Below are 14,719 nucleotides of genomic sequence, written 5' to 3' on the forward strand. Positions count from 1 at the left end.
AATCTACGCAAGTATGATTACATAGTAAATTTATCGGTTCTTTCCAAAGTTCGTTGATTTAAGTGTAAAACTCATTCAAGAGAACCTTAGCTTTAAGTAAAGAAAAACTGTCTATATTCCAGATCCAATTAAGGCTGGCTCATATTTTAATACTTTAAGAGGCCCCAAAAATCGCACCGCAATGCGGACAAAGATAATGTATCAATCTTCCTCCGTTAAATATGCATTCTGATTTAGTCATCTTTGTTGAATGGTATACTTAATTAATTCATCCTGTTTTGATTCTATCCTTTTAATATCCGTAGTTATTTTATCTATCCTGCAGTCAAGGTTGTTTTCTATATCCTTCATACCGATCTATCCTCCAATAATGGGTATCCGACTTCCACTGATATTATTGTTCTCTACAATTTGGACATCCAACCCCTGAATATCGAAATATCCTTTTTATCTCCAGATTTTTGGAAAAGACATTGCGCAAATCAAAGAAATAATCACCTTTCATAACTGCTTTCACCTTATCCAGGTAAACTCCTCTAAACTGGTTCCATTCTGTCACTAAAACAACTGCATCCGTGCCCTCAGCCGCTTCATACTCATTTTTACAATATAAAATGGATTCTTCTATATCCTTTAATCTCCATTTTGCTTCTTCTATACCCTGAGGACAGTATGCGCGAATTCTTGCCCCAGCACTTACCAGATTCCGAATAATGTCTAACGAAGGGGCATCGCGCATATCATCAGTTTCTGGCTTGAAAGATAGTCCCCATATAGCAAACGTTGCGTTTTCCATGGGAATCTCCCGCGAAACCATTTTGATAACTTTCTCACTTATCTTTCGCTTCTGCTTTTCATTGGCTTGGATAGCTGCTTCAATCACCAGCATTTGCTCATCATACTGATGAGCAATATCTGCAATAGCTCTGGTATCCTTAGGAAAGCATGAACCCCCATACCCAGGACCAGCATGCAAAAATTTAGGCGAAATCCTGCCATCCATACCCATACCTCGGGCGATCTCCTGAATATTGGCACCGACCTTATCCGCCAGTAATGCCATCTCATTAATAAAGGAAACCTTCACAGCCAGAAATGCATTGGAGGCATATTTGATCATTTCCGCAGTCTCTATATCCGTAATGAGAAAAGGCGTTTGGTTGATATAAAGTACATCATACACTTTTTTCATGACTTCAATCGCCTTTTTACTTTCCGCCCCAATAACAACCCTATCTGGTATCATGCAGTCACGCACCGCTCTCCCCTCCCGAAGAAATTCCGGGTTGGACACAACGTCAAAATCGAAGTCTACTCTCCGGCTATCGAGCTCCTCGCGAATGATCCTCTGTACCATTTTCCCTGTGCCCACCGGAACAGTGGACTTGTTCACAATAACTTTGTATCCATTCATACATCCGCCAATACTTCGGGCTACATCCCTGACATAATGCAAATCCGCACTTCCATTTTCCTGGGGCGGTGTGCCAACCGCAATGAAGATAACATCGCTGATTTCAACCGTTTTATGTATATCTGTCGTAAAGTGCAACCTGCCTGCTTCAACGTTTTTATCAAGTAATTCCTTAAGGCCAGGCTCATAAATAGGCACGATTCCGCTTTCAAGCTTTATGATCTTCTCCTCTATCACATCCATACAGATAACATTCATGCCAAACTCCGCCATGATAACACCTTGTACCAAGCCCACATAACCTGTGCCGATTACACCAATATTGTACATCCAGCTATTTCTCCTCTAAGTTAATTGTTAGTTTCTATAAAACTTGGTCAATGATATTATAAAATAAGCAATCAAAAATGCTCCCAGATCAGCCAGAAGATTGATGAACCTAAAGATAACCATGGAAATTATAATTACCTCGCTGCTAATCAATCCTCCTGCTATCAGGGTCATTACTGCTTCTCTTACACCAATTCCTCCTGGTGCTCCAGGGGCAATAAATCCAATAACCCAGGAAAGATTGAATGCTCCAATTAGATCTAAATAGAGTTGAAAACTAATCTCTTGTTTAAGTATAAATACTAATATTATTAAATAGATCCCGACAAAAAACATCAAATAAATTAGATAGTACGTAATACAAAATAGTATTTTTAAAAAGTTCTTCAAATTTATGATTCCGACATATTTCCTTAAAGACTCAATAACTTTTTCTCTGTATCTATATGCGATTAAGGTAAAAGCAATTGAAATTAAAATACTGAGTAAAATGACCCAATAGCTTATCCGTCCATTTTGTATAATATAATGAATTGCATCCTCCCCTAAAAAAAATATCGAAACCAGAAAAGAAGAAAGAACAAGCAGGCCTACATCAAATATTGTAGCAAATGCTAAATCAGTGTGCTTTACATTGGTTTCAAAAGCTAATTGATTTCTGCCTATATATTGAAATATATTTCCTGGAATATACTTTAATATATTTGATTTCGAAAAAATATATATAATAGTTGTATGTGGTATTCTTTCGTTAGAAAATATAGAGATTATCTTCATCCATGGAATATAACTAATAATTATTAACATGGTATTAAAGCAAGCCAATAAAAAGAAAATTGTAAGATTTTTCTTATTAAAAAATATTGAATAATCTAAATCGATAGTTTTTAATTTTTCTAACATGAATATAAAGGCCATAATTACAATTAAAGCCCCAAGATATTTCATGTATTTTTTTAAATGAATTTTTTTTGTACTTTTCATTTTTATAACTTTTTTAAGATCTTTTTTATAACTCTTTTTATAGTTATACGTAAATCTCGATTTATAATTTGTATATGATTCACAACATTTTCCGGTTCAATGAGCTTTCTGTTTTCCACACAAAAAACCTGTTTTCCCGTAAGTTTAACTATTTCAACAGCTTGCTCATAAGAGCTTTCAATAAAAAGAAAACAATCTGTTTTTTTGTAAATTGATGCTTTAAATTCAGCATGGCTGCTATTCAATGCTCTTTCTTTAGCATTTTTACTATCAAGCATAATTAGTTGCTTATACTTTATACCATTCTTATTCAGCCATTCTTCAGTTTCATTTCTATATTTCTCTAAACGACTCGTAACAAGATATCCTATAGACTTTGTCGGCAAAAACTTAGGCACTGCATTTTTAATAAATTCCAAATAATTTTTACCATCGTCATTTTGAACTAGAGTTGGATCTTGACATAGCACCCCATCTATATCTACACAAGTATACTCCAAGCCCCAATGATGCAGATAATTCCACTCAAACATTCTTGGATGATTGCATATTTCAAAATAAATATCTATCGCTTTAAAATTGGATGGGAGCGCATAAATAGCGCAATAAATTATTTCCTTAGTATGAATAATATCCTTAAGCTTTTCTTTGGCTTCTTTGATTGCATCTCCTGCACTGATACTATCATCAACTACCAGAATCTTTTTTGCTTCCGAGGCCTGAGTAATCCAGTTATTTGATTTTCTCGTTTTCCCGGTTTTATATATCTCATCTTTAATAAAGCTATCAATGTCCGCAAAAGGCAGGTTTAAATAAAGTGCCAATAAACTAGCGATCATAAGTCCACTTCTTGGAATCCCGACAATCAAATCAATATCCCGTGGTAACTTATTTATATTTTTATAAAGACAATCGTTGAGATCTTCGAATGTGACAAAATTCATAATACTCCTCTTACTTTCTCTTTTCACATAAAACAACATATGCTGAGCCAAAATCAGATTTATAAAATAACTCTTGGAATTTAATTACTAAGTACAGTAACTGTTGATTTGACAGTCTTCTGAATAATTTATTCTGATCCCGTCTAAGTCCGCTAACTTTTGTTAATTCTTCTTTTGTCATCCCATTAAGACCTGCTAATTGATGATTCTTTTTTGCGCTTCTAGCTCTTATTGGATCTAAAATCAAGCATGACGGAAAATCATATGCATAAAAATCGCAAACATTAAAACCGATCTTATCCAGGACATCAATTAACTCATTTTTTTCGTACCTTCTATAGTGACCAGAGGAGACATCGTTGTAATCCCAGCGCCTTTGATGAGCCGGTACGGAAAATAGCAGTTTCCCATTATCTTTAAGATACGCTTTCCAGTCTAGCAATTTCTGCACATCATTTTCAATATGTTCCAACACTTCACAGGCAACCACAAAATCATAAGTTTTCTGAGTGATTTCTTCCTCATGTTTTAAAAGCACTATTCTTCCTGTAGTTTCCTTGAGATTTCTTGTTACATATTGATATGCTTCCTCCGAAAAATCATAGCCATAACACTTAAAGCCAAAGTCCAGATACACCGAAAACATATCACCAGACCCATAGCCAATTTCTAATAGTTCTTTATCTATACAATCATATGTCTCAAGTATCTTTTTAATAGCGTTTTTGCGCATCAAATATCTCGGCATAGGATGGAAATCCAATTTATCTCCCCCTCCCATTACATTCTATCTTCCTCACCCTATACTGAATATCCTCTAATATTTTTCGGTTAGCAGCAATAATATCAGCCTGCAGCCCAACAATAATAGTTTGAACACCCATCAACATCAACACGGCTGCTAAAATAAGGGACTGGACATGCCCTTCTCCAGAACCGCCAAAATAATAAAATAAAAACCGAACCCCTAAAGCTATTCCCAACAAAAAAATAATCATTCCACACATGCTGAAAAATCTTAATGGCTTGTACATCATAAAAGCCCGAATAATCACTGAAGCAGAACGTCTCATATAAGCCCACATATTTTTAAATAAGCGGGACTCTCTCGTCTCTGGGTTCGTTCGTATGGGTACAGATGTCATGGCTACTTTATTATGCCCCGCCTGAATAATCGTTTCCAATGTGTAGGTATACTCATTGACCACGTTCAGACGTAAGGCCGCTTCTCTGGAATAGGCCCGAAACCCACTAGGGGCATCAGGAACTTTAGTCCCCGATGCCAAGCGTACTACCCAGCTACCAATATGTTGGAATTTCTTTTTCAGCCACGAGAAATGCTTAGTCTCATCAATAGGACGTTCACCAATAACAATATCTGCTTTGCCATCAAGAATCGGACGCACTAACTTTTCGATATCTGCCCCACAGTACTGATTATCAGCATCAGTATTGACTATAATATCAGCACCAAGGTGGAGGCAGGCATCAATACCCGCAATAAATCCTTTTGCTAGTCCTTTGTTTTGCTTAAAGGATATTATATGATGAAAGCCTAGCTTTCTCGCTATTTCAACTGTTTTATCTCGGCTACCATCATTAATGATGAGATATTCTATTTCGCCTATACCATCAATTTGCTTAGGTAGATCAGTATATGTCACTGCTAAGGTATCCTCTTCATTATAACAAGGTATTTGTATGATGAGTTTCATAGTAAGTGTATCTCCTTAATGATTTATTCAACAAAAATAAACTAGTATTTTAACTCTTAATATTTTAAAAATATGGTTATATACTGCGAACCACTACTCATCAGTCATGGGAATGAACCTCTACACTAACAATGGGTATTCCTAATGCTCTTGTATCTGCACTATTTTCAAGATACTTTATTGGCTCCCATGTTTCAGATTCTATCTTAACGAGACAATTTCTCTCATTTCCTAAAATTTCATTAGATACATTAAATTCGAAATAACCATCAAATCTATCATTATAAGTCATATCTTTTTCGAAAACTAAATTATTACCTATTTTAAAACAAATATGAAGTGTTTGCTTTTTTTCAAAAAGTTCATGTGGCATATTGTTATAATAAATCCGAAAAACATTATATACCCTCGGAGTGAAGTAAAGTTGAACAGATGCTTGGGCAGATGTCCATGCATATGTTTCTCCGTTATACTCTTCAAAACTATAAAAACCATCGGTATATCTTTTATCCATATTGTTTAACGTTACTTTAGTTTTTTCTTGCATGAACCTATAGATATACAAATTATTTTCATATATATTATGTGATACTGGATATAACTGATTAAAAGCAGCAATGTCATTTGATAATTTATAAGTTTTTTCAAATACTTTTTCATATCTATCATCTTCAATTTTAACTTCACTGATTATATATTGTTCTTTTGTTGGAAACTCCTCTACCAGCATATTCTTTGATTTTATGCTAAATATGAAATCACCATCTATTTCTCGCAAGTTATGATAAAATACTCTGTTAGTTTTCATTTCTAATGGATTTAAAAGCACTATACTCCCGGGCTTAATAATGCTTCTAGCATCATTAAGCAATTCATGATTCCCCATATTCCCCGCTGAGGAAAGTAAAAGAAGATTATATGGAAAGGCTGTAATAATTGCAATCCCGCATATAGCAATAAAACTTCGTTTGTTTTCAACTAAAATTGCACATAATATTACTACTGCAGGGATAAGAACAATCGCAAAATATCTTGAAGCATAATAATTATGAGGAGTGTCCGGCCTTATTATTGTATATATTGCTAATGAGTATAGAAAAACCATGGTAAGTATTTTAGGCACTAGCTCCCATTGCTTACTACTTGATCTAAGTAGCTTAAAACAGATATATGGAATAACAATATACGATGTCCCCGCAATGATTGAAATAATATTAAGATGAATTAAACCCTTCCACCCAGAATTACCATAAACTTTTCTATACTCCCAACTACCCCCGCCTTGAGTGTAAGCTTCGGTAAATCCTAATTGATAGGCTCTATATAAGGTCAACACTACAAGAAACGCCAACAAGTACTTAAGGACTGTCATCGCGTATTTACTAAATAGATTTCCCATAATATCTATAACATCAATTTTTCTTTCTTGCTTAATTAAAGCTAAAACCACATATTGTAAAATGCATAGCACCAGAATACAACTGAAAATAATAACCAAGCCTAATTTTGGGTTAGATGTTATCAGATTACTCAGTTGATCTGATGTATATTTAAAAGAAACTCTATAACTATATAAGTAACATAATATATACAGAAACAAAGTATAGATATTAATCTTTCCATATATTGTTTTTCTTTTAATTATACTAAGCACAAAAAAAACAAACCATATAATAGGAATATAAATGAATATAGAGAAATGTATGAATCCAAGTAATCCTAACGGTAAAAACGAACAAAGTTTAAGCTTATCCTCATCTTCAGTAATGAATACTAAAGCAAGAAACAACATAGAAATAAACATCATTTCAGATAGTGGTGTTTTTGCAAGATAAATAATCAATGGAGAAAATGCAAATAAAGGAATCGATAAATATTTAGCTATTCGATATCTACCTGACTTCTCTATAATAAAATAAAGACATAACGTTGATAAAATGTAAAAAAGAGTTAAAACATTGACCATATTATATAGCCCAAACATTTTACCAAATAGTGCCAGCACCATAGGCCATGTAGGTAAAGCATGGTATTCATAATTAATTATATTATCACTATTTAAGTCAGCTCTCACATTTAATGACAACTGATGATTTATTAATTCAATAAGCTCCTCTTTTATTTGAATATTATTAATTGCTTTATACTCTTCAACTGTTTTTATGATTTTTGCATCGCCATACATAAAGTCAATCGCTCTGGTTGTATAAGCACCAGCATCAGAATCACTTGAAATAAACTCTGACTTTATTGAAATAAAAGGGATTAATACAATTAATAATAAAATAACTAATAGGTGCGGCTGAACATTATAATTTATTCTGGAATTAATATTCTTTATTTTTTTTATGTCAAATAATAATAGTAAGAGAAAAAAAACCAAAGTAGCACCAATAAGCGCAAAGAGCACACTAAAAACATCTAAATATAGTAATATACAGGATAAAGCAGTGTATATTGCAATAAAACTAAGCAAACTAATTGATATCAACTTTACTATATTAATTTTGGTATAACAACACGCTACTAGAATACAAGTTAAAAGAATGCCTACCATAAAAACCACAAAATATACCATAAATCCTCCAGAATGGTTTTCCCTGCCGGGGAGTACCTTTAATTAAATTTTACTCAAACTTCAAATTAAAACATTTACTCCTTATCTTTTTCACAAATGATAGTTGAAGACCCTTCAACTCATTAAAATAAACTCCTCGGGTACATAGTTAAGATCCACTCGCTTGTCTGCTAATAATTCCCTCACAAGTACAGTAGGTACATCGTGCCGCTTCATTCCTTCCTTAAAAAACCTCCAATATGTCTCTTCTTTATAGTGGTTTTCCATCACAAAAATATCCGCAAACTTTTGAGGATGTTTCTTAAGAAGCAGTGGATCATGTATAAAAAACTTATTGCGCTCCATAAGACTTTCTCTGAAATTGCTCCGCGGATGTGAAGGATGTAAAACTTTAACATCACTTCCGTATGGAATATCCCCGAAATTCAGTGCACGCCAAGCCAAATCAGTATCCTCACGAAAGTGAGGATTATCAAATGTTTCATCAAAGCCATTTATTTTTCTCAAAATATCTAATCTAATAAATAAATTTGCTGTCATAAAACCAATTCCTTCGAAATTGACATTACTAACCACACGATGGGTCTTAGTATCATAGTTATCTGCTTCGATGATGCCTTCCACTCCTACTACATATGGCTGTTTTACATATTTTACGGCATTTACTAACCATTCTTGATCTGGAATACAATCATCATCAATAAATGCAGCTACTTTTCCTTTAGCTAGACGTATCCCTGTATTTCTTGCTTTAGTTGCACCCTTAATTTCCGTTTTAAAATAGGTAAGATCCAAATCCTGAAAATGTTGCTCATCTTTCCACTTCGAACTTGATTGATCTATTATAATTACCTCAAAATCACGAAATGTTTGTTGCTTTATATTTTCCATAAGCTTTGTCAATAGCTCATGTCTTTCATAAGATGGAATAATCACTGAAAAATAAGGTCGTTTCTCCAGTATCTTATATTTATATCGCTGAACTAGATTATAACCCAGTTCATATGAAATTTGTTCCCAGCTATACTTCTCAGAAGCCTTCTTTCGTCCATTTTCTCTTAGGTTATTAAATAGATTTTCATCATTGAATAATTGAACAATCTTTTCTATCAAATCAGACTTATCTATATCACAAAGCATATAGATATTTCCACCGGTATTTTCAATCCCTCTAGCTCCGATATTAGTAGTAACAATAGGTAACCCCGCCGCCATAAAATCAAACATTTTGATATTTGTACCGGAGCCAGATAGCATTGGATTTATTGCAATATCGCTGGCTGCTAGATACTCTAACTTTTCTCTCTCCTCCACGAAGCCAGTCACAATTAAATTATTGAGCTTTTTAGCATCGATATCTTTGATATTGTTTCCTACACCACCAATAATTACAAACTGGTATTGTGGTAGAGTCTCCGCAATATCAGCTATTAGTCTCGCAGCTTGCTCATTTGGATAGTATTCACTTCCGATAAAGCATGCAGTAGGAAGATTTAAGCCAAGTTTTTTACGCAAAGTATCCTTTTTGTTTTTGTCGTCACACGGCAAAATCTTTTTAGCAAATACTCCGTTGGGTACAATAATGATCTTATCTGATTCAATTCCATAAAGCCCCTCAAAACTACGCTTATCTTCCAATGAACAGGCCAAAATTAAGTCAGCAGCTATGCAAAGCTCATATTCGCATCGAACGGCCTCTCTGCAAATTGTATCAGCAAGAGGTGTTCCGTCATCATAGAGCTTTACTCTAAGCAGTCCCTCACAGTTTTGAGAATCATAGACAATCAATTGCTTATTCCTATTCAATACCGGTGCGACGAAAGGAAAAAGCCATTGGTGTGAGAAAATAACAATATGTGCATTTTTTGCTTCTTCTCTAGCTCTATTAATGAACTCCTCGGATAATTGCCCCTGCATTGGAAATGCTGTATCAAGACAATTCTTCCCTAATTGAGAAGAAAGTTGATCATGTGCAATAAAATGCTCCTCTGAAAGTGGAACATTAATCTCAGTTAAACATTCAGAAAGTTTATGCTTCCGATATCCTGGGCCTCGCCAGTCATATGAGCCGACATAGGTAGCATCAATCTCATTTTTAAACCCACTGTATAATCCCAAAAGGCGCAACCTTCCCCCACCAATCGGAGGATCGATCGGCTGCATATCTAAGATGACTATTTTTGTCCTATTCATTAATTAATCCTCCAAAGCCTTTAACAACACCTTAGCTATTTGATCCCATGAAATATCCGCAATCGTCTCAAATCCACACTGTCCCATCTGTTTTGCCCGCTCTTTGTTCTCATACAAAGAATCGACACATTTTGCTATTTCCCGGGGCTCAGGCTCAACGATAAATCCATTTTCCCCCTGTCGAATAAAGCGAACTGGTTCACCTGAATCGGTACAAGTGATAACTGGCTTCTTACTTGTAAAGCCTTCGTGAAGAATAAAACCATAATCTTCTTGAATTGGAATAAAAATAACGACTAGCGCATTAGAATACAGTTCCTTCATCATCTCATCACTGACAAAACCTAAAAATTCGATTCGATCGTCATCACCGGCAATTCCAATTAACTCCTGCATTTGTTCCCCAGTACCAGCTATTTTTAGCTTTATGGGAGCCTTTACATATTTCATAGCTTTCACCATCAGATCTACACGCTTCCATTTATGCAATCGTCCAGGCAAAAATATATAATCATAGTCTTTACAATAAAAGCCTTCTTTGGTCATTCCAAGATGAAGGACTTCACTAGTTAACCCATTATACGTTTCTAATCGATTTTTCACTTCATGCCCTATGGAAAAAATCTTCTTTACACGTGGATATCTCAATAGTTCAGTGTCCATGTGTTGAATCAATTTACGTTTATCATAATTGCTTAAATCACACTTAATCTCATCAAACATATCATAGAACACACGAATTGTATGGATTAAATAACTGACATGGTTAGGATGCTGTACTGCAAAGGTTGGAGCCTTTGTCGACACTACGCCGTCAAACTCTCTCAAGTCTAAATCATAGCACGTTAAATAGCCCTTTAAAATATCCTCAAAGGTTTCCTCCGAACAGGGAACAGGGAAATGTTTAACATATGGAACATGGTTTTTAAGAGCTTCCAGCATCCGCTCGTTAAAGATCTCAGCGCCCCCTCGTTCTCCAGTCATTTGCGCATTGGAGATAAATGCAAGTGTTCTTATTTTATTCATGCTTAATCCCCACTACCGCATAGTCCTGCGCGCCATAAAGAAGGTTGTTCATCAACTCAATATTCATATTCCAGACTTCCTGATTTCCATCACTGCAGATAGGATTAATTAATGTTTGAGAATACCGTGCTGGATTAACCTCTATGATTGAAACACTGGAAAAACCAGAACGCTCAGCATAAAAGCGCATAGCGTCCTTATGTAAAGGACGAATATGGGTAGGGTCAGTATAGAAATAGGTTGCCGCCGTAAGTATGTTACTAGGATTAGGGGTCTCGAACAGCACCATGCCGTCCTTTTTTAGAACTCGATAAGATTGTGCAAATAGTGTAAGCAGTACCTCAAGCGGGAGATGCTCAATAATTTGAAATCCAGTAATCATGTCCACACTACTATCTGGAAGTTTTCTGAGGTAATCTAGGCAATCTCCAAACTCCACCTGATGTCCGTACTCTCTGCAAATGTTTAACTGTATATCATTTAAATCCACGCCAATATAATCATTCACACCATGCTCCTTAAGCAGATCCATCCATTCACCACGCCCGGTGCCGATATCAACAAAAGTCTTATTTGCCCAGTCTCCAAAATGCTCGGTTATTTTTGGAAGATATATCCTTAACCTGTCCTTAATATCTTCGCGGGTTCCCCGAAATCTTTCTTCGAAATCATGATAAAAAACAGGATTGTCCAATGGAGAGCTTCCTACCTTTTTCTCTAAGGTCTTGGTAAACTGCGCATTGTTAGTCCAATGAACAATAGATTTTAACATAGTAACCTGCTCGTTTAACTCACGAATTCTAATTTCTTGAGTAATATTTCTCTCGACAATTACTTTTGCTTGCTCTGTTAACTCCCGTATTCTTAATTCATTTATTTCATTTCTCTCATTATTTATTTTTGCTTGCTCATCTAAAGCTTGTTTTTGCGAATTAATTTCAACTCGCATCTCTGTCTTTAAAGTGTCAATGTTTGTTTCCATCAACCGGCGCTGTTCCTGCTCAATTTCTATGACTTCGCCCTGAGACTCCAACTTTTTCTTCATCTCATGAAAAATAGTCAAAACTCTTGAATTAAATGCGCGAACATCCCGGTTGGTCAAATCTGCTACACGTAAATAAACCCTTTCAACCAGACGAGCGAGGATGCGCTTTATACCATGCATCCTATACATTGGAGCTTTGTGGAGCCCTACCTGCTTTCCGATAATTGCATCATTAAGATACTTATCAATTATATGAAAGTCGTTATCTAGAGTAGAAATGCCTTTCTTCTCCTCTTTTATAACAGGTGTCTTTATAGTAGAGCCCAATCCTATTTCAGTTCTGATTTTCTTCATAATTTCATCTAAGGATTCCTCACTTAATCTAGCATAATCCATAATATTTCCTCACTTATTTATACTTCCTACCTATGTTCAATCGAACAATTTCTTCGTCTTTCACTTCTGAATAATATACACTAATCTTACTCACATTAGCTAATACTCATCATATTATTGAATTTCAATGCGTTTTTTCAGATATTCTCCTTGAACTATTATTGGAGCAAGCTCACTTCTGCATTCAGATAACACGCACCTGTAAATTGCTCTTCAATTCCCGGTATCACCTGCAATGTCGCAGCATGATCCCACCAGTCATAATTTCCTTGCATATGGCTATATTCTTCATGAACCGCAACAGTTAAGCTGTAATGGCCTATCCCGAGATTTAAAGGTAAAGAGAATACTACTCTCTTTTTTTCACCGGATTTACACAATCCGATATTTAATCCAAGATGATAGGTATTCGTACCGAAAATATGGTTACCAAGCCTATCCTTTAGCAAGATTCCAACAGTAGGATTCATTACCTCAGTATGAGCTTCAAATTCAACCGCAATCTCAATCTTATCACCAACTTGTACTACAGCGATATTTTTTCCATTTTTCAATAACTTTACATCTTCTATTGTAACCTGTTCACTACCTGATCTGGTCACGGTTCCTTTAATATCTCCTCTGCTTTGTTTAATTTCATACTCGAGGCTAAATTTAGCTACCACGGCATTGTAATAATCCAACACTTCTTCCGGGGTACCTTCTCGAACCATTAAGCCCTTATCTAATAAAATCGCCCTGTCGCACAAACTTTTTACTGCCGCGGGATCATGAGAGACAAAAAGCAGTGTTGTTCCCTCTTCTTTAAACTTACGAATACGGTCAAAGCATTTATGCTGGAAGTAAGCATCGCCAACAGATAATGCTTCATCTATTATTAAAATTTCAGGCCTTATAGCCGTTGCCACTGAGAAGGCGAGCCTGACCACCATGCCGCTCGAATAGGTCCTGATCGGTTGATCTATATATTCTCCAATTTCTGCAAAAGCTTCAATCTCAGGCATCAAGCGGATTATTTCGGACTTATCTATTCCGAGTATCTGCCCGTACATGCCGACATTTTGCCTGCCAGTAAATTCAGGATGAAACCCCATTCCCAGTTCCAAAAGTGCCGACACTCTCCCATGGACATGGTATTCACCTTGTGTTTGTTTTGTCGTTCCTGTCATAATTTTGAGTAAAGTGCTTTTCCCAGCCCCGTTCTGACCGATTATTCCTACAGCCTCCCCTGGGCTAATTGAAAAAGTAATCCCTCGTAAAACCCATAGTTCCTCATGATACCTAAGCTCATCCCGACTAATCCATTCTATAATCCTTTTCCAGCGCACAGGATATTTTTTATATTTTTTTGTTAAATTCTTTACCTCTATCATACTCATTAAAGTTCATCAACCATTTCCTTATCTAATTTCAAGAAGGTTATATATCCTAATACCAGGAATACACCGGCTAATACGATAGCCGGCACTACTGCTAACCATTCCGGCCAAGTATTGGTGAGAAATATCTCCTGATAACTTCTGACTACCCCAGCAAGTGGATTAAATGCCATAAGAGGTAAAAATTTCTCAGGGATTACTTCAAAAGGATATACTATTGGCGTAAGCCAAAACCAGAATTGAAGGATAATGCCCATTACATAACCGACATCCCGAAAAAACACATTCAGGGTACCTAAAAATGTCCCTAGACCCACGCCTAGAGCCATTTGAATAATGACTAATGGGAATACTGCAATGATCGATAACCCCGGAAATCTGTTAGTTACGGTAAGAAAGATTATAAATATCCCAAATATGATAAGAAAGTTGATACCGGCGGACAAGAATACAAATACTGGAAGGGTTGAGCGCGGAAAGCTCGCCTTTTTCAATAAATTTCCCTGCTCGATAAATATATTGATTGAACGCGAGAGAACTTCGGAAAAGAACTGCCAAGTAATAATTCCCGAGCATATGTATATGCTATATGCCAAAGTATCATCCAATCCCGGTAATTTAGCTCTCATAACCTGAGAGAACACCAAAGTATATATCAATATCTGGGTTAAGGGATTAAGTATGGACCAAACGGCCCCCAATATGGAATTGGTATACCTGCTCTGGAAATCCCTAACCACCAATCCGCCTATAAACTGTCTATAGCTCCATAATG

At 35.7% G+C, this 14,719-nt stretch carries 11 protein-coding genes; all 11 read right to left on the minus strand.

All coding sequences use genetic code 11. The annotated features are described in order from the left end of the window. Positions 1-394: 394 nt before the first annotated feature. Positions 395-1,744 (minus strand): UDP-glucose/GDP-mannose dehydrogenase family protein, encoded by a 1,350-nt coding sequence (locus DESPCE1_RS0118835; protein WP_019851335.1) that lies wholly within the window; start codon positions 1,742-1,744, stop codon positions 395-397. Positions 1,745-1,771: 27 nt separating this feature from the next. Beyond that, a complete protein-coding gene (locus DESPCE1_RS0118840; RefSeq protein WP_019851336.1) occupies positions 1,772-2,728 on the minus strand; it encodes a hypothetical protein in 957 nt (318 codons plus the stop codon). Positions 2,729-2,730: 2 nt separating this feature from the next. Further along, positions 2,731-3,672 carry a phosphoribosyltransferase family protein gene (locus DESPCE1_RS0118845; RefSeq protein WP_019851337.1) on the minus strand — a complete coding sequence of 314 codons (942 nt, stop codon included), beginning with the start codon at positions 3,670-3,672 and terminating at the stop codon, positions 2,731-2,733. A gap of 10 nt (positions 3,673-3,682) precedes the next feature. Beyond that, positions 3,683-4,435, minus strand: a complete 753-nt coding sequence (locus tag DESPCE1_RS22150) for a class I SAM-dependent methyltransferase (RefSeq protein WP_172637632.1) — start codon at positions 4,433-4,435, stop codon at positions 3,683-3,685. Position 4,436: 1 nt separating this feature from the next. Then, positions 4,437-5,387: a glycosyltransferase family 2 protein gene (locus DESPCE1_RS0118855; protein ID WP_019851339.1), complete on the minus strand. Its 951-nt coding sequence runs from the start codon at positions 5,385-5,387 to the stop codon at positions 4,437-4,439. A gap of 100 nt (positions 5,388-5,487) precedes the next feature. Continuing rightward, a complete protein-coding gene (locus tag DESPCE1_RS0118860; RefSeq protein ID WP_019851340.1) occupies positions 5,488-7,965 on the minus strand; it encodes a hypothetical protein in 2,478 nt (825 codons plus the stop codon). Positions 7,966-8,079: 114 nt separating this feature from the next. Continuing rightward, entirely contained in the window at positions 8,080-10,158 is a 2,079-nt protein-coding gene (locus DESPCE1_RS21610; protein WP_019851341.1) for a glycosyltransferase, read from the minus strand. Between the two features lie 3 nt (positions 10,159-10,161). Next, positions 10,162-11,184 (minus strand): glycosyltransferase family 4 protein, encoded by a 1,023-nt coding sequence (locus DESPCE1_RS0118870; RefSeq protein ID WP_019851342.1) that lies wholly within the window; start codon positions 11,182-11,184, stop codon positions 10,162-10,164. Next, positions 11,177-12,565 carry a class I SAM-dependent methyltransferase gene (locus DESPCE1_RS22155; RefSeq protein ID WP_019851343.1) on the minus strand — a complete coding sequence of 463 codons (1,389 nt, stop codon included), beginning with the start codon at positions 12,563-12,565 and terminating at the stop codon, positions 11,177-11,179. Before DESPCE1_RS22155 ends, DESPCE1_RS0118870 begins: the two co-directional genes overlap by 8 nt. A 158-nt stretch (positions 12,566-12,723) precedes the next feature. After that, complete coding sequence (locus tag DESPCE1_RS0118880) at positions 12,724-13,944, minus strand: ABC transporter ATP-binding protein (protein ID WP_019851344.1); 1,221 nt, start codon at positions 13,942-13,944, stop codon at positions 12,724-12,726. Then, positions 13,944-14,684, minus strand: a complete 741-nt coding sequence (locus DESPCE1_RS0118885) for an ABC transporter permease (protein ID WP_242835408.1) — start codon at positions 14,682-14,684, stop codon at positions 13,944-13,946. The genes DESPCE1_RS0118880 and DESPCE1_RS0118885 overlap by 1 nt, the downstream gene beginning before the upstream one ends. Positions 14,685-14,719 lie beyond the last annotated feature (35 nt).

This window comes from Desulfitobacterium sp. PCE1 (genome assembly GCF_000384015.1).
GTDB lineage: Bacteria > Bacillota > Desulfitobacteriia > Desulfitobacteriales > Desulfitobacteriaceae > Desulfitobacterium > Desulfitobacterium dehalogenans.